Here is an 18,436-nt window from a genome sequence, read left to right as displayed (position 1 = left end):
TAAGAGGGGGATATTATGAATGGACATTATACCGAAATAACAGTTCAACCAGACGATATTGATTCATTAAATCATATGAATAATATTGTGTATATTCAATACTTAGAAAAAGCAAGGTTCGAATGGTATGATCAAATAGGACTTAGCCTTGAAACGTTAATGAGTAAAGGGCAAGCTCTTGTTTTACGAAATCTTGAAGTTTCATATATAAATGAAGCGCGATTAGGAGATACCCTAAAGATAAAAACCTCACCATTTAAGCGGGGGAAAACCAGTTATACGTTAAAGCAAATAATCTATAATCAAAAAAATGAGATATTAACAGAGGCAGAAACAGTCACGGTAATGATTGATTTAGAAAAGAGAAAAAGTATTCCACTCATTGCTGACATTACAAAATATTTTGAATAGGTATTAAGCAAATAGGTAATTTAAATATAATGAATTATCGGAATATAATTGAATTTCTAAATACAATTTGATATATTTGATAAAAAGAAGTAAATAGTAATTTACTCTTATGTAAGCGTTTTACGTAAGCGTGATGGATAAATTATTAATGTCATTGCTTGAATTTTTTTGAATATATATTTAAAAATAAAATACCTGTTAAAAAATCACTTAATTAATGAAGTGAGGTGATATATTGCAAAAAGTTAAAAATTTAATTGGGATGGAAATGGAGCCTTATACATTTAAAGTAGAGCAGGGTAAAATAAGGGAATTTGTGCAAGCTATTGGAGATAGTAACCCAATATATTATGATATCGAGTCTGCTAAACGCGAAGGATTTGAAAATATCCCAATACCTTTAACGTTTCTTACAGCAGTAGAGTTTTGGGGTGGAGATAATTTTCTGGAACATCTTTCAAATTTCCAAGTTAATCCAGTTAGAGTTGTACATGGTGAACAAGAATACGACCTTATACAAGATATATATGCAGGGGATATTCTTACAGTTACATTAAAAGTGGTGAATGTTGTTGTAAAACATGGTTCTACTGGAGGCATGGATTTAATTACAACGGAAAATAAATATAAGAATCAGAAGAATGAGTTGGTTGCTATCTCAAAAGGTGTAACTATTCATCGACATTAAGGGGGGAATTCATGTATTTTGATGAATTTAATGTGGGCGATTCATTCCCAGTATTAAAAAAAGAAAAGATTACTAGAGTTCAATTAGTGAAATATGCTGGAGCATCTGGAGATTTCAACCCATTACATACCGTTGAAGAGGTTGGTGAACAGGCCGGTACAGGAATAGTTGCCCATGGTATGTTAATTATGGGAATGGCTGCAGAGGGAATTACGAACTGGATTCCAAGAAAGCAAATAAAGAACTTTAAAGTCCGCTTTAAAAAGATGACACGGCCTGGAGAATCTATTCACATCTCCGGAAAAGTTCTTGAAAAAAGAGAAAGTAATACGATTGTTGGGGAAGTATTAGCATGTAACACTGATGGTGAAGTAAAACTAGCAGGGACCTTTGAAGCAATCATACCATCCAGGGATGCCTAATTTATAGGAGTGAAAGGGAGGAAGAACGATGTATAAAACGATTAAAACGGATATAACGGACAAAATCATGACGATAACACTTAACAGACCTGATCGATTGAATGCCTATACGGAGTTGATGGGAGACGAAATTATTGCTGCCCTCGATTATGCTGATGAAAATGATGAGGTACGCGTTGTTATTATGACAGGGGAAGGAAAAGGATTTTGTGCCGGGGCAGATTTAGATAAAGATGCTAGTATTTTTCAGTCTGATATTCCGATAGAAGATTACCGTGACGGCGGTGGTTTAGTTTCTTTACGTATCTATGAGTTGAAGAAGCCTATTATTGCTGCTATTAATGGCCCTGCTGTAGGTGTAGGGATAACAATGACTTTACCAATGGATATTCGAATTGCTTCAGATAATGCAAAAATGGGATTTGTGTTTGCACGCAGAGGTATCGCACAAGAAGCATGTAGTGGATGGTTTTTGCCAAGAGTTGTAGGAATTAGTAAGGCGATGGAATGGGTTTCTACAGGTAGAGTTTTCCCAGCTGTAGAAGCAAAGGAGCATGGTTTGGTTAGTAGGGTAGTTCCTGCAGAAGAGTTGATTCCTACAGCTAGAAAACTAGCTGCTGAAATAGCTGAAAATACATCTGCTATGTCTGTTGCTCTTAATAGACAGCTAATGTATAGAATGCTAGGAGCAGATCATCCAATGGAATCCCATAAAGTGGAATCAAAATACATTTATTGGACTGGTAGAAATGCAGATGTGAAAGAAGGAGTTAATGCATTTCTTGAAAAGCGGAAACCGGAATTTACACTAAAGGTAAGCTCCGATATGCCTGACTTTTTCCCATGGTGGGAGAAGCGGGAATTTGATCAATAAATAATCAAAAGCATAAATAGATTATGGAATGAGAAAGATGGGTAACCACTTTAATTTTGTTTCAATTTTTAGTACTCACTTACTCTAAAGTTTGGATCATTCAAGAACTTCTATATATTTGTAAGACGGCCCCCTCCATCTGTTATAACCAATTACTCTAAGTTTTTACTAATATCCTGACTTTTTTAGAACTATGAATTTTTAATTATAATTTGCCCAGTGTTTCTAGCGAATGCCAGCAGAAATCTAAAGACATCCAGTTATAACCTAAGTGTATTAATTAGTTATCAATTATTTTAATTAATAGATCAGAAGAGGTGTTGTCATGGATTATAATAAAATGCTAGAAAGTTTCTCATGGGATGAAGCAATTAATTATTACGACTGGAATCCTACTAAGAAATTTAACATGGCGCATGAAGTTTGTGACAGGTGGGCCATTGAGGATGGAAATCGTAAAGCAATATACTGGGAAGATGAATTTGGAAACAAAGAGACTTGGACATTTAAGAAATTAAAAGAAAAGTCAGACAGAATGGCTAATTTACTACGATTTTACGGAGTTCAAAAAGGAGATCGAGTAGCTGGATTACTTAGGAAAGATATGGAACTTATTCTTGCTGTTCTCGCAACATGGAAGATAGGGGCTATTTACGTTCCTTTATTTACTGCGTTTGGACCGGAGGCTTTAAGCCATCGTTTGAATGATTCAGGTTGTAAAATCTTAGTAACGGATAAAGAGCAAGCTGAAAAATTAGAGGGACAAGATGTTTCCGTTAATACGATTTTGAAAGATGATTTATTTCCAGGTAGTTTATCGTTTTGGGAATACCTAGATACTTTTTCCGGTGAGCATAAAACAGAGGAAATGGATGTTATGGATCCAAGTACACTCCAATATACATCTGGTTCAACTGGCTTACCAAAGGGAGCGACTTGGGCACATAAAATTTTAATCAGTATTTACCCTTATCAAAAATTTGCGATGGGTACGGAATTCGGAGATAAATTTTATGGGGGCGCAGATTTAGGTTGGGCATTTGGTCTTATTCAGTGTACGTTTGCGCCACTATGTTTTGGTGCATCTATTCTAATTTATAAAGGACCTTTTGATGTGGAGAAAACGTATCAATTATTAGAGGACTATGAGATTACTAGTTTTGCCTATGCTCCAACAGCATTTAGAGCAATGATGGCAGAGGGAGAAGAACTAGCTCGAAAATATAACATTAAGGTCCACAAATTTAATAGTGCTGGTGAGCCGCTTAATGCAGAAGTAGTGCGTTTTTTCGAGAAGAATTTCGAAAGAGCTATTTATGACCATTATGGTGCAACAGAAACAGGTATGATTATTAATAATTATAATTACTCGAATATGGAGGTAGTACCTGGTTCCATGGGATTTAAATCGCCTGGTTATAATGTTGCATTGTTAGATATGGATGGAAATGAAGTAGAGCAAGGAGAAACAGGAGAAGTTGCTGTAGATACCACAGGTTATCCTTATTTCTTCTTAGGATATTGGGAAAACCCAGAAAAAACAAAAGAAAAAATAAAAGGAAAATGGCTACTTTCTGGTGACTTAGCTATCGAAGATGAAAATGGATATTTTTGGTTCGAAGGTCGTTCCGATGACATTATTTCTAGTGCAGGTTATCGTATTGGACCTTTTGAAGTGGAAAGTAGTTTAATCGAACATCAAGCTGTCCAGGAGGTTGCAGTAATAGGGAAACCAGACGAAGTTAAAGGTGAAATTGTAAAAGCGTATGTTGTATTGAAAGATGCTTATAAAGATAAAGCAAGCGATGAATTAGCACAAGAACTTAGCATATTTGTTAAGCAAAGATTATCTAAGCACCAATATCCACGTGAAGTGGAATTTATAGATGAGTTACCTAAAACACAGAGTGGAAAGATTCAACGGTTCTTATTAAGAAAGCTATTGCAAGAAAGTAAATAATATTACGAGGGGGATAATGATGGGGAGATTTGAGAACGCCATTGCAGTAATTACGGGAGCAGGAAGCGGAATTGGTGAGGCATCTGCAAAACGATTAGCTAAAGAAGGTGCAAAAATTATTCTAGTGGGAAGAACTGCATCCAAATTAGAAAGAGTTGCAAGTGAAATCAATGATAATCAGGCTGAAAAAGTTGCCTTCCCTTTTGCATGTGATGTCACTTCTGAAAAGGATGTGGATAATTTAACGGCCTATGTAGAACAGGAATTTGGTGATGTGACCATTCTCATTAATAATGCTGGAGGGTCATTCAATTCCAACTTACAACAAACATCTTATGAACAGTGGGAAGAGATTCAAAAACTTAATGTAAATAGTGTGTTTCTAGTATCCAAAAAGATTGGGAAAATAATGATGGATGGTTCTAATAAGAATCCAGAGGTTGACCGGTCTATTTTAAATGTAGCATCTCTCTCTGGGCATAAGCCTGGTGCTTTATTCCCGCATTACAGTGCAGCAAAAGCTTCGGTTATTAATCTGACTAAAGCAATGGCATTTGAGTACTCTAAAAGTGGTGTTCGTGTGAACTCGATTTCTCCAGGTTTTATTGAAACCGCATTAGTTGATGTTGAAAATGAAAAGGTAATGAAAATCATTAACAAAAAAACCACGATGAGGCGTGTGGGGCACCCCGATGAAATTGCAAATGTAGTTGCTTTCTTAACATCAAGTGAGGCTTCCTATGTAACAGGAATTGATATGCTAGTTGACGGAGGTTACATGCTTACTTAATTTTTAGGGTTAGATTTCAGAAAATAAACTATTTTCAATAAGGAGGATGTTTAATATGGATTTTTATTACACAACTGAAGAGGAAAAGTTTCGTGACGAGTTAAGGCAATGGTTAGTAGATAACCTGCCTGAAGGATGGATAGAAGGTAAGAGAGAAATTCCGCAAGATAACGAAGGGCAGAGTAAATTTTTTAGAGATTGGCAACGTAAGTTATTTGATGGAGGCTGGTCTGGGATTTCCTGGCCAGAGGAGTACGGCGGAAGAGGTGCTACTTTAATTGAAGAAGTTATATATGAACAGGAAATGGCTAGGGTACAGGCTCCTCCCCAAATTAATGTTATTGGTGTAGCAATGGTAGGTCCAACATTGCTACAAATTGGCACAGAGGAACAAAGGGAGAGATATGTTAATAAAATTTTGAATGGGGAGGAAATATGGTGTCAAGGTTATTCTGAACCAAATTCCGGGTCAGACCTAGCTGCTCTCCAAACAAGTGCAGTGAAAAAAGGAGATAAGTGGATAATTAATGGTCAGAAAATTTGGACGAGCATGGCACATTTAGCTGATCGATGCTTTTTATTAGCACGAACAGAAAATACCGGTAAGAAACACGAAGGGATAACGGCTTTTCTTGTAGATATGCACCAAGAAGGTGTAGAAACAAGACCGATACGCTCTATTGACGACCAACATATATTTAATGAAGTGTTCTTAAATGATGCTGTAGCGTATGAAGCAGATATTGTCGGGGAAGTGAACAAAGGTTGGAAAGTCTCTTTGACATTACTTAGTCATGAGCGAACAGGTGTGGCTAGGCAAATCTTTCAATTGAATCAGGTTTTTGATGAATTGGTGGAAATGGCTAGCACTTTGAAAAAGAATGGGCGTCCATTAATAGAAGATCCAATTGTTCGTCAAAATATTGGCAGACTCCGTGCTAAGTCGAAGGGACTTTTACTAAATTATTATCGTAACTTAACTAATTCCATTCGTAATGGTTATCCAGGTCCAGAGGGATCGATGGATAAACTTGGTGCAAGTGAATTGGGTCAAGAAATTTATTCTTATGCTCTTTCACTCCAGGGTTCCGTAAATACATTATGGAAAGAAAATGCTGCGGTGACTGCGGAATGGCAGTATGAATATTTACGTTCACGTGCTTACACCATAGAAGGAGGTACATCAGAAATACAGCGAAATATTATTGCGGAGCGAATTTTAGGTTTACCGAAAGATATTAAGTATTAAATAAAATGGGAGGGACATAAAATGGAATTTGCCTTAAACGAAGAACAACAAGTGTTTCAGCGTTCCACACAACAATTTTTAAAATCAAAGGGAGACTTAGAAATCCCACGTGAGTATTCTGAAGGAAAAGAAGAAGTACTAGATGATCTATGGATAGGACTAGCTGAATTAGGTTATATGGGTATTACCGTTTCAGAATCCTATGGTGGATTGGGGATGGGTCCATTAACTTTGGTTCCAATCTTAGAAGAAATGGGCCGTGCAGTTATTCCTGGACCATATATAGAAACTGTAGCATTTGCAGCTCCATTAATTGAAAAATATGGTTCGGCAGAGCAAAAGGAAAAGTACTTGGAACAATTAGCCTCTGGGAATCGCAAATTCACAGTGGCGCTTTTGGAGGGCAACGGAGAATTGTCCCCAACAAATATTAATGTTCTTGCAACACAAAAGGATAATGAATATGTTCTAGATGGCGAGAAAATTCTTGTATCACATGCTGATTTTGCCGACACCTTAATAGTTCCCGTGAGAACCGGTAATAACGAACAGGATATTTCCTTACTTATAGTTGATTGTGATTCTAGTACTCTACAAATGGAAAAACAAATTAGCATGGATGAATCAAGAAAAATGATAAAGGTCAGTTTTAATGAAGTAGCTGTACCAAAATTACAACTTTTAGGTGATGAAAATACTGGATGGGAAATATTGCAAGATGGAATACAAGGACTAAATACAGCTTGGTGTTCCAATATGGTAGGTGGATTAGATCGAATTGTTGAAATAGCAACGGAATATGCAAATACAAGAGAACAATTTGGTCAACCAATTGGTAGATTTCAAGCTGTAAAGCATAAGATTGTAGAAATGAAAATGAATTTAGAAACGGCACGCTCCCTTGCCTATTATGCGGCATGGGCTTTGGAAAACAACACAGAGGATGTAGTCGAAGCAATTGCAATGGCTCGTTCATTAATCACGGAGTCATTTATTCAATCAGCAAGTGATAATATTCAAGTTCATGGAGGCATGGGCTTTACTTGGGAATTTGATTGTCATTTATTTTTGAAACGTGCTAAATCCCTAGAAAACTATCTTGGATCTCCAGAAGATTACCGTGAACAAGTTGTTTCAGAATTAGTTGGTAATAAAGAAAGTTTAATACTTGAACGTTAAAAGGGGAAAAGCTATGAATTCAATTGAAGAATTATATTCATTAAAAGATAAGGTAGCTTTGATTACTGGTGGGAGTCGTGGATTAGGTAGAGAAATGGCTTTAGCTTTTGCAAAAGCAGGTGCAGATATTATCATTGTAAGCCGTAAGCTAGAGTCCTGCGAAGAAGTGGCAAAAGAAGTAGAAGAACTAGGAGGAAAGGCTTATCCCTATGCTTGTCATGTAGGACGCTGGGATGAAATCAATAAGTTAGTTGATGATGTATATCTAAAGTTCGATAAGGTAGATATTTTAGTAAATAATGCTGGTATGTCCCCACTATATGAATCATTAACCGATGTAAATGAGAGAATGTGGGACAGTGTTTTAAGCTTAAATTTAAAAGGACCGTTCCGTTTGTCTGCCTTGGTTGGGGAGCGAATGAGTGAAGGTGATGGTGGATCCATCATTAATGTTAGTAGTATTGCTGCTGTTCGTCCTACACCTATTGAAGTACCATATTCTGCTGCTAAAGCAGGATTAAATATACTAACTGTTGGATTAGCGGCAGCCTATGGACCGAAAGTTAGGGTTAATTGTATTATGCCTGGACCATTTTTAACGGATATATCTAAGGCTTGGGATGATAATGTAATGAATAAATTCAAAAAAGATGCCTTTTTGGAACGTGCTGGCGAGCCTCATGAAATTATTGGTGCTGCATTATATTTAGCTTCTGATGCTTCAAGCTATACAACAGGATCCGTGATGTCTGTTGATGGGGGATACTTATTATAACTTTTAAGTAGAGGAGTGTAATCGATGACAAGTTCTTCTTTAAATCTATCAAGTCAATTACTTGTTGGAGAAATGCTGAAAAGGGCAACTCATAAGACACCTCATGCAGAAGCTTATGTATATCAAGAACAGCGAGTAACATTTAAAGAAATAGATGAAAGGTCCACAAAGCTCGCCGCATGGTTACAAGGAAAAGGAATTGTGAAAGATGATAAAGTTGGCTTCATGTTGAAAAACTCAATGGCTTTTCCAGAAGTAGCATTTGGTGTGGCGTTATCAGGCGGTGTTGGTGTTCCAATCAATTTCCGACTAGGGCCAAGCGAAATAGAGTACATTGTAAATAATTCAGATACGAAGATTTTAATTATTGATTATGATTATGTGGATATTATTCGATCGATTAGAGACAATTTGGAAAAAGTTGAAAAGGTTGTCGTAGTTGGAGCAGATAACGTTCCAGATGACTATATCAAATATGAGTCTATTTTTGATAATGAATTTACTTATCAGCCATGTGAGGTCTTAGCTGATGAGAATCCATGCTTTATAGTTTATACATCAGGAACAACGGGACGACCTAAGGGTGCAGTTCTCACTCACAAGAATATTTGTCTGAATTTGATGAATTTACTATATGATACGAAGTCAACACTTGGGGATTCCCAATTAATAGTTGTTCCCCAGTTCCATATTGCTGGATTACTTCTTACTCTCTTTGCCTGCTTAACGAGTGGAAAAACAGTTATCCAACGGGAGTTTAATCCAGTAGATGTCTTAAGTACAGTGGAAAGCGAGGGAATCAATGTATTATTTTTAGTACCGGCAATGTGGAATTTCTTATTTCAAGTACCGAATATCGATGATTATAACCTTTCTTCATTAAAAATCGCCTCTACTGGTGCTGCAATCACACCATTAGAAGTGAAGAAGCGAATACTAGAGACCTTTAATAATGCCATATTATTCGATAACTTTGGTCAATCCGAAACAACAGCAAACACAACAAGCAATTCTGGAGAAGATGCCTTAAGAAAAACCGAGTCGGTTGGGAAACCATATATAAATGTGGAAGTTAGAATTGTAGATGAAAACATGAATGATGTCCCGATTGGTGAAGTAGGAGAGATAGTTTATCGTGGTCCTACCGTTATGAAAGAGTATTATAAAAACCCTGAAGCCACGAAGGAAGCCTTTGAAGGTGGATGGTTCCATAGTGGGGATTTAGTCAGAATGGATGAAGAAGGTTTTATTTATGTAGTAGATCGTAAAAAGAATATGCTTATAAGTGGCGGAGAGAATATTTATCCTGCTGAAGTTGAAGAAATTCTCTATCAAATGCCTCAAATTCTGGAGTGTGCTGTGATTGGTGTTCCAGACAAAGAGTGGGGAGAAAGTGTAAAGGCGATAGTGGTTATTAAACCAGAACACACACTAACAGAAGAACAAGTCATTGAATATTGTAAGAAGCACTTGGCTTCTTATAAAAAGCCAAAAGTCGTCGAGTTTGTCGAAGAATTGCCGAGAAATGCATCAGGTAAAGTATTGAAGTATGTGTTGCAAAGAGAATCTGAAAAAATGAATAAAAACTAATTAAAAAAGGCAGTGTCAATTTATTTGATACTGCCTTTTTTAACAAAGGAGGAATGATTGTATGGAGAGAAAAGTAGTTATTATTACTGGCGGTGGAAGTGGTATCGGGAAAGCAATGGCACAAAAATTTGCTAATGAAGGCTGGAATGTTGTTATTGCAGGAAGAACATTAGAAAAATTAGAAAAAGCAAAAGAGGAAATTGAACAGTTTAACAATCAAGTATTAATAATTCAGATGGATGTCAGGGATCCTGAATTAGTGCAAAACTTAGTAAATGAAACAAAAGCAACCTATGGTAGTATTGATTTACTCATTAATAATGCAGCTGGAAACTTTATTGTGGATTCCGAAAATTTATCACCAAACGGATGGAAATCTGTTATCGATATTGTGTTAAACGGAACTTGGTTTTGTTCCCAAGCGGTTGCTAAAGAGTGGATCGAAGAAGGTAAAAAAGGCTTGATTCTTAATATTGTTGCACCATGGCCAGGAGGAGTACCTGGTGTAGTTCATTCTGCCTCAGCGAAAGCGGGAGTTTTAGCAATGAGTAAGACTTTAGCAGTGGAGTGGGGTAAGAAATATGGTATACGAGTGAATTGTATTGCACCAGGTGGAATCGATGGAACAGAAGGTGTAACTCGACTTTTTCCAACTGAAGAATCCTATAATCGTGCTGTTGAAAAAGTACCACTAGGGAGATTTGGCAAACTGAAGGAAATAGCAAGTTTGGCATACTTTTTAGCATCAGAAGAAGCAGAATATATTAATGGAGAATGTATTAATGTGGATGCTGGAGAGCACTTGGTTCAAGTGGATTTTTTAAGTCATTTAGTACAGAAAAATAGCAAATAGTTGTTTGCTTATCTGTTTTTGGATCATTTAGTCTATAATTTAAGTGTGCGGGAAAAGATTTTAAATTAATAACAATGCTTGTTTTCTTGGAAATAAAAAATGGTTCTGATTATCAATATTTGGTAATTGGAACTATTTTTTTATTTATTATTCGTCGTGTTCTTTTGATCATATAATTAGGGTTTACACTAATTTTGGAATCATTATTTAGTTTATTATTAAAAACACTAGAAGGATAACCAAATATTTATTTGCTGGTTACCCTATCTGTGGATATTTTTCAGAAACTCTCATTACTTTTGTACATATTGTTGATAAATAAACTTCATCAAATTATTGACATCGATATCTAAATTACTATATCTTTCATCGTTTGTTTGTCCGATCTTATAACGATAAAACATTTGTTGAACAGCTCCCGTTATTTTAAAATAAACAGCAGCCAGGTAAAAATCGATATTAGTAATTTCTTGCTTTGTTCCTAATGAATATTGATGAATAAATTCTTCCCTTGTAAAGAATCCAGGAGTGGCTGTGATGGAAAATAAACTTCCTTTCACTAATGGAGAATCATCGTGTTGAGTCCAATATGCTAGAGCATTTGCTAGATCAAATAATGGATCACCTATCGTAACCATTTCCCAATCTAGTATAGCTCTAATTTCTTTTAAGTCTGGGGATAAAACAATGTTATTAAGTTTATAATCATTATGGATAATGGAAACACCTGTTGAGTTTGGAATATTTTCAGTCAACCATTCTTTCACTTCATTGTAGTAAGGTACACTGTGAGTTTTCGAATTTTCATGGCGCTTTATCCAACCAAATACTTGACGTTCTAAGAATCCTATAGGATGACCAAGACTTTCTAGTCCTATTTTTTTATAGTCAAGTTGATGAAGATTCACTAGTGAATTTACTACTTCATTTGAAATTTGTTTGAGTAATTCATCAGTTACTTTAATATCGTCAGGAAATTTTTTGTCGAGAACGGTTCCTTCTTTATATTCCATAATGTAGAAAGGGACACCAATAATACTTTTATCATCGCAAAATAAAAATGGCTTAGGAACTAGAGGGAAATGTTTATATACTTTTTCAAAAAAATTATATTCTCTTCCCATATCGTGTGCCTTTGGTGGTAATGGTCCATTCGGTGGTCGACGGAGAACAGCCTTCCAATTATCGAATTTTATTAAATAAGTATAATTAGCCATTCCTGCGGAAAATTGCTGAACTTCTAATTCTGTATTTCCTGGAAGTGCTATACGCTTCTTCAAGTACTCAGTTAATCTTGGTCTATTAAAATCTTGTCCATTTCTTATAGGGATAATTTCTTTATATTTATTCAAATATTTCTCCCTCCTTGTTTATATACTTCCACTAGAACCTTAAAATTTTTATCTTCCTAATAATGTACCACCATCAATTGCTAATGTTCTACCAGTAATGAAAGAGGATTTATCAGAAGCTAAAAATAATATAGTTTCTGCAACCTCTTCTGGTTGACCAATACGCCTTAAAGCATTTGCAGTCGAAAGTATTTCCCATTTATGGGATTCTTTCCAACCATCAACTATAGGTGTATCAATAATACTTGGTGCTATAGCATTTACTCTTATACCATACTTTCCATATTCTAAAGCAGTAGTTTTAGTTATTGCTATTACACCACTTTTAGCTGCACTATATGCACTGAGAAATTTTTGTCCTTTGATTCCGGCTATACTAGAGGTGTTTATAATTGTCCCTCCTCCATTTTTTATGAGTTCTGGAATTGCGTACTTCATCCCCAAATATACACCATTTAAACAAACATCTATTACCTTGTTCCATGTTTCTTCATCCGTTTTATGCAATAATGTTTCAGGATTGGAAATTCCAGCATTATTAATCAAAGTATCTAGATTACCGAATACATCTACCGTCTTTTTTATCATCATTTTTATATCTTCTACTTTTGTAACATCTACTTCTAATGCTTCTGAAATTCCATTGTTTTCTTTTATTATTTTTGTTGTTTCATGTGCTGAATCTACGTTAATATCGGTTACCATTACTCTTGCGCCTTCTTTTGCCAATCTTATAGCTGTAGTTTTACCGATACCACTCCCACCACCTGTAATAATTACTGATTTATCCTTCATTATCCTTATATCCCCCTTTTGTTTACTTAGTTTAGAAATTGGTATTCATTAGATCAATTCAATTACAAAAGAATATAAAACAGTAGAAAATTATTTTCTGAATATTATAATAAAAATATAACATAGAATTATATATAAGTATATTTTAGGATATAAAATATTTTGTAAGCATAGGCCATAATGCATATAGAATGAAGTAGCATATCAACTCTCTTGACTTTTTAAAAAGGTGGTAGTAATATTTAGATAATTTAGAATAAATATTATTTTGTTATGGATTTTATCTAAATAAGGGGGTGTATGGAAGTGTATCAAACAATTAAAATAAATCTAAAAGATGGAATAATGACTATTGCAATGAACCGTGTAAATCTTTACTGACTCTTAATTTAAAATCTAGTTTACGCTTTTCTTGGAACGCATTTACACCTTCTTGCACATCTAAACTATTTCCTGTCCAATAAATATATTTGGATTCTATTTTGTGAGCTTCCATAGGATGAGCCGATCCAAGCATTTTCCACATCAGTTGACGGTTTAATGCTACCTGAATTCTTTCCGTGGTGGGAGAAACGCGAATTTAAATAATTCTAATTTGGAAACGTTTTCTATAAAAGGTTTTATTCGATTAAATGTTATATATTACATTACTTTTGTAGGTTGGAACTAAGAATATTAAATACAATAAAAATGTTAAGGAAAGCAAAGATTACTATTTTAGTAACAGTGATTTTGGAACGGAACTATACGTTTAATCATAGAAATTTAAAAAAGGGTGATAACATGATATCTCATAACCTTCATTCTGGTCTATCAGTATTAGCAAAAAATAAGCCAAATGAAACTGCTATCACATTTGAAGAACGCAAATTAACATATTCAGAATTATACAATAGAGCTAAATCCATAGGTCATTCTTTAATGAATAATGGAATAAAAAAAGGGGATCATGTTGTAGTATACATGCGTAATAGAGTTGAAGCAGCGGAAATATATTTTGCTATCTCGATGATAGGGGCAGTTGTTGTTCCGATTAATTATATGGTAAAGGGGATTGACTTAGCTGCTTTAATAAATAAATCAGATGCTAAATTCGCATTTATTGAATTGCAAACATTAAAAGAATATAATGCAGTTTTAACTAAATTGAATTTATTAGACCATAAAAAAAGTGTACTAGTTGGGGATGGAGAAGCAGCAACTAGTTTTATTAGTTATTCTTCTTTCAATGTTAATAAATTTGAAGAAATAGATGTGCAGGTTAGATATGAAGATCTTGCTTGTCTCATATATTCTTCAGGAACAACTTCCCTACCAAAAGGTATCATGTTGACACATGGAGCAATGTTAATGAGAACCTTAAAAATCCCAAATGAGTGGAGTAGCGATTATAGAAGTGTCTTCTTAATTACGGTTCCTTTATATCATAGTATAGGATTCAATATCTTATACACAGTACCAGTATTAGGAATGCGTGTTGTAATAACAAGAGAATTTGATCCAGAGCAAACCTTGAAATTGATTCAGGATAAAAAAGTAACACATTCTGTATTTGTCCCAACACAATATATTATGATGCTTAAACAACCTAGTTTTAATCAATATGATTTATTATCTTTAGTTCGTTTAATATCAGGCGGTGCACCAATAAACGAATCAACCAAACGTTCTATAATTAAGGAGTTTAGTTGTGAGTTCAGTGAATTTTTTGGTAGCTCTGAGACAGGTAGTTATATAAATTTACGTCCAGAATCTGTACTCACTAAATTTACATCAATAGGCCAACAGGTGGAAGATGCTCAAGTTCGCCTTCTAGATGAGAGCGGAAATGATGTTGGTGTAGGTGTAGAGGGAGAATTCGCTGTAAGAAGTAGTAGTCTATTTTTAGGTTATTATAATCAACCTGAAGAAACTGAGAATTCATTTATAGAAGGTGGATGGTTTTTAACAGGAGATATGGGAAAAATGGATGAAGATGGCTACTACTATTTACTTGATAGAAAGAAAGATATGATTATCAGTGGTGGAGTAAATATTTATTCAAAGGACATTGAAGAAGTATTGTTTAAACATCCGGCGGTACTTGAAGCAGCAGTAATCGGAATTCCCGATGATATATGGGGGGAGAGTGTAAAGGCCTTTGTAGTATTGAAAAAAGAAAATATGATAACTGAAGAAGAGTTAATTTTCCACTGTAATAATCAATTATCGAAATACCAAAGAATAAAAGAATTGGAGTTTATCAAGGACTTTCCGAGAAATCCTTCCGGCAAGATTCTTAAAAGACAATTACGTACTCTAGATCAATATGCGTAATAAATAATTTTCAAAAAGGCAACCTTATCCTTATTGGAAAATAGGTTGCTTTTTTTATTTGTAATAAAAATTGATTTTAATGCTACTTATTGTTAAAGCTCATGTTCCGGATAAGCAGAATAATATTATTCTCCTTTACAACTGTACTGATTGGGGATAACCATTGTAACCTTTCCTATAGATCCATCAATTTCTACTTCGTGTTTACTATACTTTTCTAATTTATCTAATCATAGAATTCTTCATATAGCCTTATGGATTCCATCCTCTAAGTAATTTTTGATTATAAATCATTCTATTTACAGTTAATAAAAATTGAATTTTTTATATTTTTAGAATTGACTAATTAATGTTTAGTGGATATAATCATAAATAAATTAAACCTTAATATAATTTTTGTATGAAGAGTTAAATTTTATCAAATTGTTGAAAGCGTATACAAAACTTCGAAGGGGAGAGAGAGATGGTAACTAGTTCATTTGGATTATCTAGAAGTTTAGCCATAGGTGAAATATTAAGACGATCAGCATATCGTTCACCAAAACGCAGGGCTTTTTCAGATCAGAATCGGAGTTTGGTCTATAGAGATCTTGAAGAGAGGGCGTTGCAAATAGCAGCGTGGTTACAACAAAATGGAATTGAGAATGATGATAACATAAGTTTCTTATTTAAAAACAGAGTAGAATTTGTAGAATGCTTTTTTGGGATATGCTTATCGGGAGCTACAGGAGTCCCAATAAACTTTAGGCTATCTGCTGAAGAAATAAAATATATTCTCAGCAATTCCGAATCCAAAATTCTTTTCACTGAGCCAGAATATATAGATGCCATTAATTCGGTAATAGATGAAGTGCCAACATTAAGGAAAATAGTAATAGTTGAAAATAAAAAATCTTTACAACAAGAAATTACTTCCTACCAAGAAATCTTCTCAGAAGAACTAAAATATATTCCCCAAGAAATCTCAAATGATGATCCATGCATGATTGTATATACTTCTGGAACAACTGGAAAACCAAAAGGTGCTATACTGTCCCATCAAAATTTATATATCAATGCTCAAACTGTAATTTTAGAATCAAAAATGGATTATTACTACAATCAGCTGATAGTAACCCCTTTATTTCATGTTGCTGGTGTATCAACTATAATCATTTCTAGTTTATTAGAGGGATCAACTCATATTAAAAATTTCTTCGACCCCGTAGATTTTCTTAAAACTGTTGATAAAGAAAAAATAAATGCCACTTTTCTTGCACCGTCTATGTGGAACCTTATTTTACAAGTCGATCAAATCAATCAATATGATGTGAAGTCTATGAAGTGGTGTATGTCTGGTGGTGCACCTTGCCCATTAGAGGTAAAGAAAAAAATAATAGAACGGTTTGAAAATGGAATGCTCTTTGATGCGTTCGGTCAAACTGAAATGAGCCCGACAACTACAGCGTTAAAATCAAATGATTCATTAAGAAAAACAGATTCTGTTGGAAAACCTATTATGGGAGTTGAAGTACGTGTAGTAGATGAAAATATGAATGACGTTCCAATTGGAGAAGTGGGAGAAATAATTTATAGAGGACCCACTGTATTTCTAGGTTATTATAAAAACCCTGAAGCAACATCTGAAGCCTTTTATGGTGGCTGGTTCCATAGTGGTGACTTAGTTCGGATGGACGAGGAGGGGTTCATTTATATTGTTGATAGAAAGAAAGATATGATCATCAGTGGAGGAGAAAATATATATCCCGTTGAAGTTGAGGAAGCGCTATATAAGCATCCAGCTATCCTAGAAGCTGCAGTAATTGGAGTTCCTGATAAAGAATGGGGAGAAACTGTAAAAGCCTATGTTGTTCTAAAAGAATGTCAAATAGTTAGCAAGGATGAGATTGTTGAACACTGTAAAAAATATCTAGCATCCTATAAAAAACCTAAGTTTGTTGAATTTATAGATGAATTACCTAGAAATCCATCTGGTAAGATACTAAAAAGAATTCTAAGAGAAAACGTAAAACAGAATTAATAAAATATTAATATTATTTGGAGGGATACTATTGAGGAACATCAAAACTAGTTTTGTATTATTCTCATTTTTTATTTTAATATTTTTAGCTGCTTGTGGTGGAAGTGATGAAACGAATTCTGGAGAGGGAAGTTCTGAAAAAATTATTTTAAAGGCTTCTTCAGGAGTTCCTGAGGAGCATGTATGGTTTGAGGCTCTTTTCAATCCATGGATGGAAAGAGTTGTAGAAGAAACGAATGGTCAAGTGGAATTTGAATTGTATTCCGGTGGAGAACTAGTAGATATTGGATCCGAATTTGATGCATTAGAATCTGGCCTAATTGATATTGCTTTACCTGTATTTAATCTTTATGATCAGAAAAGATTTCCATTGTCTGAAGTAACCATGTTACCAACAAGTGAATCAGATTCTGCTATTATTTCACAAGCATTTTCTAGCCTAATGTACGACGAACATGAATTAAAAGAGGGAAAATCCTTTTATGATTTAGAATTTGGTGATAAAGATTTAAAAGTTTGGGGATCTTCAATGGGTGAGCCTTATGCTATGTCAACAACGGGTGATCCAGTTGAAAAATTAAGTGAACTTGATTCTCTTAAGTTACGAACCCCAACACGTTTAACAGAAGTATATACAAAACACTTAGGTGCAACACCTATAACAATGCCTCAAACGGATGCCTATGACGCATTGAGTAGGGGAACTATTGATGGGAACTTTATCTCCGTTGGGGATTGGAAGAGTTATGGTTATCATGATTTATTCTCTTATACATTAGAAGGAGCAAATTTAGGTCATTTTAATGCGGTATTTGGAATGACTAATGAAAAATGGGAGAGTTTACCTGAGAATGTAAGAACGGCAATGGATGAAGCAGCCAAGGACCTTATTGTTGATCCCAATGCTACTGAAGTTATGATGAGATTGGATAGTGAAGTCAGAGAATTAGCCTCTGATAATGGATCAGTTTTTGAAAAGCTAGAAGATAAATCACCAGTAATTCAAGAAGCAGTTAATAAAGCAATGGTGGAAACATGGTATGAATGGATAGATAGATTAGAAGCTGAAGGGCATCCAGGTACGGAAATTGCAAAACTTTGGAGGCAATTAGTTGAGGAAAATGGTGGAGAAGTGCCGGAAGGATTGGAATTAGAATAATTA

At 34.7% G+C, this 18,436-nt stretch carries 16 protein-coding genes; 14 read left to right on the top strand and 2 right to left on the bottom strand.

Going from position 1 to position 18,436, the window contains the following annotated elements:
- Nucleotides 1-15 precede the first annotated feature (15 nt).
- The 11 genes from D8M04_RS06620 (at nt 16) to fadH (ending at nt 10,791) form a co-directional block, all read left to right on the top strand.
- Nucleotides 16-411 (top strand): acyl-CoA thioesterase, encoded by a 396-nt coding sequence (locus tag D8M04_RS06620; protein ID WP_121522119.1) that lies wholly within the window; start codon nt 16-18, stop codon nt 409-411.
- Between the two features lie 235 nt (nt 412-646).
- Nucleotides 647-1,099, top strand: a complete 453-nt coding sequence (locus tag D8M04_RS06615) for an FAS1-like dehydratase domain-containing protein (protein ID WP_121522118.1) — start codon at nt 647-649, stop codon at nt 1,097-1,099.
- A gap of 11 nt (nt 1,100-1,110) precedes the next feature.
- Nucleotides 1,111-1,521, top strand: a complete 411-nt coding sequence (locus tag D8M04_RS06610; protein ID WP_121522117.1) for a MaoC family dehydratase — start codon at nt 1,111-1,113, stop codon at nt 1,519-1,521.
- Between the two features lie 28 nt (nt 1,522-1,549).
- Complete coding sequence (locus D8M04_RS06605) at nt 1,550-2,395, top strand: crotonase/enoyl-CoA hydratase family protein (protein WP_121522116.1); 846 nt, start codon at nt 1,550-1,552, stop codon at nt 2,393-2,395.
- Nucleotides 2,396-2,720: 325 nt separating this feature from the next.
- A complete protein-coding gene (locus tag D8M04_RS06600) occupies nt 2,721-4,355 on the top strand; it encodes an acetate--CoA ligase (RefSeq protein WP_121522115.1) in 1,635 nt (544 codons plus the stop codon).
- Between the two features lie 19 nt (nt 4,356-4,374).
- The gene (locus D8M04_RS06595) at nt 4,375-5,145 is read left to right on the top strand and encodes an SDR family NAD(P)-dependent oxidoreductase (RefSeq protein WP_121522114.1); all 771 of its coding nucleotides are present in this window, start codon (nt 4,375-4,377) and stop codon (nt 5,143-5,145) included.
- A gap of 55 nt (nt 5,146-5,200) precedes the next feature.
- On the top strand, nt 5,201-6,394 hold the full coding sequence (locus D8M04_RS06590; RefSeq protein WP_121522113.1) for an acyl-CoA dehydrogenase family protein: 1,194 nt from the start codon (nt 5,201-5,203) through the stop codon (nt 6,392-6,394).
- 21 nt (nt 6,395-6,415) lie between these two features.
- On the top strand, nt 6,416-7,573 hold the full coding sequence (locus tag D8M04_RS06585) for an acyl-CoA dehydrogenase family protein (protein ID WP_121522112.1): 1,158 nt from the start codon (nt 6,416-6,418) through the stop codon (nt 7,571-7,573).
- 13 nt (nt 7,574-7,586) lie between these two features.
- Nucleotides 7,587-8,348, top strand: coding sequence for an SDR family NAD(P)-dependent oxidoreductase (locus D8M04_RS06580; protein WP_121522111.1), 762 nt, complete (start codon nt 7,587-7,589; stop codon nt 8,346-8,348).
- Between the two features lie 24 nt (nt 8,349-8,372).
- Nucleotides 8,373-9,938, top strand: coding sequence for an acyl-CoA synthetase (locus D8M04_RS06575; protein ID WP_121522110.1), 1,566 nt, complete (start codon nt 8,373-8,375; stop codon nt 9,936-9,938).
- A 61-nt stretch (nt 9,939-9,999) separates the two neighbouring features.
- Complete coding sequence (fadH, locus tag D8M04_RS06570) at nt 10,000-10,791, top strand: 2,4-dienoyl-CoA reductase (RefSeq protein WP_121522109.1); 792 nt, start codon at nt 10,000-10,002, stop codon at nt 10,789-10,791.
- Between the two features lie 293 nt (nt 10,792-11,084).
- Here fadH and D8M04_RS06565 read toward each other — a convergent pair whose 3' ends face one another.
- On the bottom strand, nt 11,085-12,143 hold the full coding sequence (locus D8M04_RS06565) for a phosphotransferase family protein (RefSeq protein WP_121522108.1): 1,059 nt from the start codon (nt 12,141-12,143) through the stop codon (nt 11,085-11,087).
- A 48-nt stretch (nt 12,144-12,191) separates the two neighbouring features.
- Complete coding sequence (locus tag D8M04_RS06560; protein ID WP_121522107.1) at nt 12,192-12,938, bottom strand: SDR family NAD(P)-dependent oxidoreductase; 747 nt, start codon at nt 12,936-12,938, stop codon at nt 12,192-12,194.
- A gap of 783 nt (nt 12,939-13,721) precedes the next feature.
- On the opposite strand from D8M04_RS06560, the gene D8M04_RS06555 reads away from it, so the two are divergent.
- The 3 genes from D8M04_RS06555 (at nt 13,722) to D8M04_RS06545 (ending at nt 18,433) form a co-directional block, all read left to right on the top strand.
- Entirely contained in the window at nt 13,722-15,254 is a 1,533-nt protein-coding gene (locus D8M04_RS06555; protein WP_158595090.1) for a class I adenylate-forming enzyme family protein, read from the top strand.
- Nucleotides 15,255-15,717: 463 nt separating this feature from the next.
- Nucleotides 15,718-17,274, top strand: coding sequence for an acyl-CoA synthetase (locus tag D8M04_RS06550; RefSeq protein WP_121522105.1), 1,557 nt, complete (start codon nt 15,718-15,720; stop codon nt 17,272-17,274).
- 31 nt (nt 17,275-17,305) lie between these two features.
- Nucleotides 17,306-18,433, top strand: coding sequence for a type 2 periplasmic-binding domain-containing protein (locus D8M04_RS06545; protein ID WP_158595089.1), 1,128 nt, complete (start codon nt 17,306-17,308; stop codon nt 18,431-18,433).
- The last annotated feature ends 3 nt before the right edge of the window (nt 18,434-18,436 follow it).

The organism is Oceanobacillus piezotolerans, assembly GCF_003665065.1.
GTDB classification, from domain to species: Bacteria; Bacillota; Bacilli; order Bacillales; family Amphibacillaceae; genus Oceanobacillus; species Oceanobacillus piezotolerans.
The sequence above is the reverse complement of the archived record's forward strand: the minus strand, read 5'-3'. Positions and strand labels throughout refer to the sequence as shown.

What these genes read in the sequence shown, in the direction of transcription:
- D8M04_RS06560 (WP_121522107.1), bottom strand. Translation starts at nt 12,938, where the DNA reads ATGAAGGATAAATCAGTAATTATTACAGGTGGTGGGAGTGGTATCGGT.
- D8M04_RS06575 (WP_121522110.1), top strand. Translation starts at nt 8,373, where the DNA reads ATGACAAGTTCTTCTTTAAATCTATCAAGTCAATTACTTGTTGGAGAA.
- fadH (WP_121522109.1), top strand. Translation starts at nt 10,000, where the DNA reads ATGGAGAGAAAAGTAGTTATTATTACTGGCGGTGGAAGTGGTATCGGG.
- D8M04_RS06610 (WP_121522117.1), top strand. Translation starts at nt 1,111, where the DNA reads ATGTATTTTGATGAATTTAATGTGGGCGATTCATTCCCAGTATTAAAA.
- D8M04_RS06580 (WP_121522111.1), top strand. Translation starts at nt 7,587, where the DNA reads ATGAATTCAATTGAAGAATTATATTCATTAAAAGATAAGGTAGCTTTG.
- D8M04_RS06595 (WP_121522114.1), top strand. Translation starts at nt 4,375, where the DNA reads ATGGGGAGATTTGAGAACGCCATTGCAGTAATTACGGGAGCAGGAAGC.
- D8M04_RS06590 (WP_121522113.1), top strand. Translation starts at nt 5,201, where the DNA reads ATGGATTTTTATTACACAACTGAAGAGGAAAAGTTTCGTGACGAGTTA.
- D8M04_RS06555 (WP_158595090.1), top strand. Translation starts at nt 13,722, where the DNA reads ATGATATCTCATAACCTTCATTCTGGTCTATCAGTATTAGCAAAAAAT.
- D8M04_RS06605 (WP_121522116.1), top strand. Translation starts at nt 1,550, where the DNA reads ATGTATAAAACGATTAAAACGGATATAACGGACAAAATCATGACGATA.
- D8M04_RS06550 (WP_121522105.1), top strand. Translation starts at nt 15,718, where the DNA reads ATGGTAACTAGTTCATTTGGATTATCTAGAAGTTTAGCCATAGGTGAA.
- D8M04_RS06585 (WP_121522112.1), top strand. Translation starts at nt 6,416, where the DNA reads ATGGAATTTGCCTTAAACGAAGAACAACAAGTGTTTCAGCGTTCCACA.
- D8M04_RS06600 (WP_121522115.1), top strand. Translation starts at nt 2,721, where the DNA reads ATGGATTATAATAAAATGCTAGAAAGTTTCTCATGGGATGAAGCAATT.
- D8M04_RS06620 (WP_121522119.1), top strand. Translation starts at nt 16, where the DNA reads ATGAATGGACATTATACCGAAATAACAGTTCAACCAGACGATATTGAT.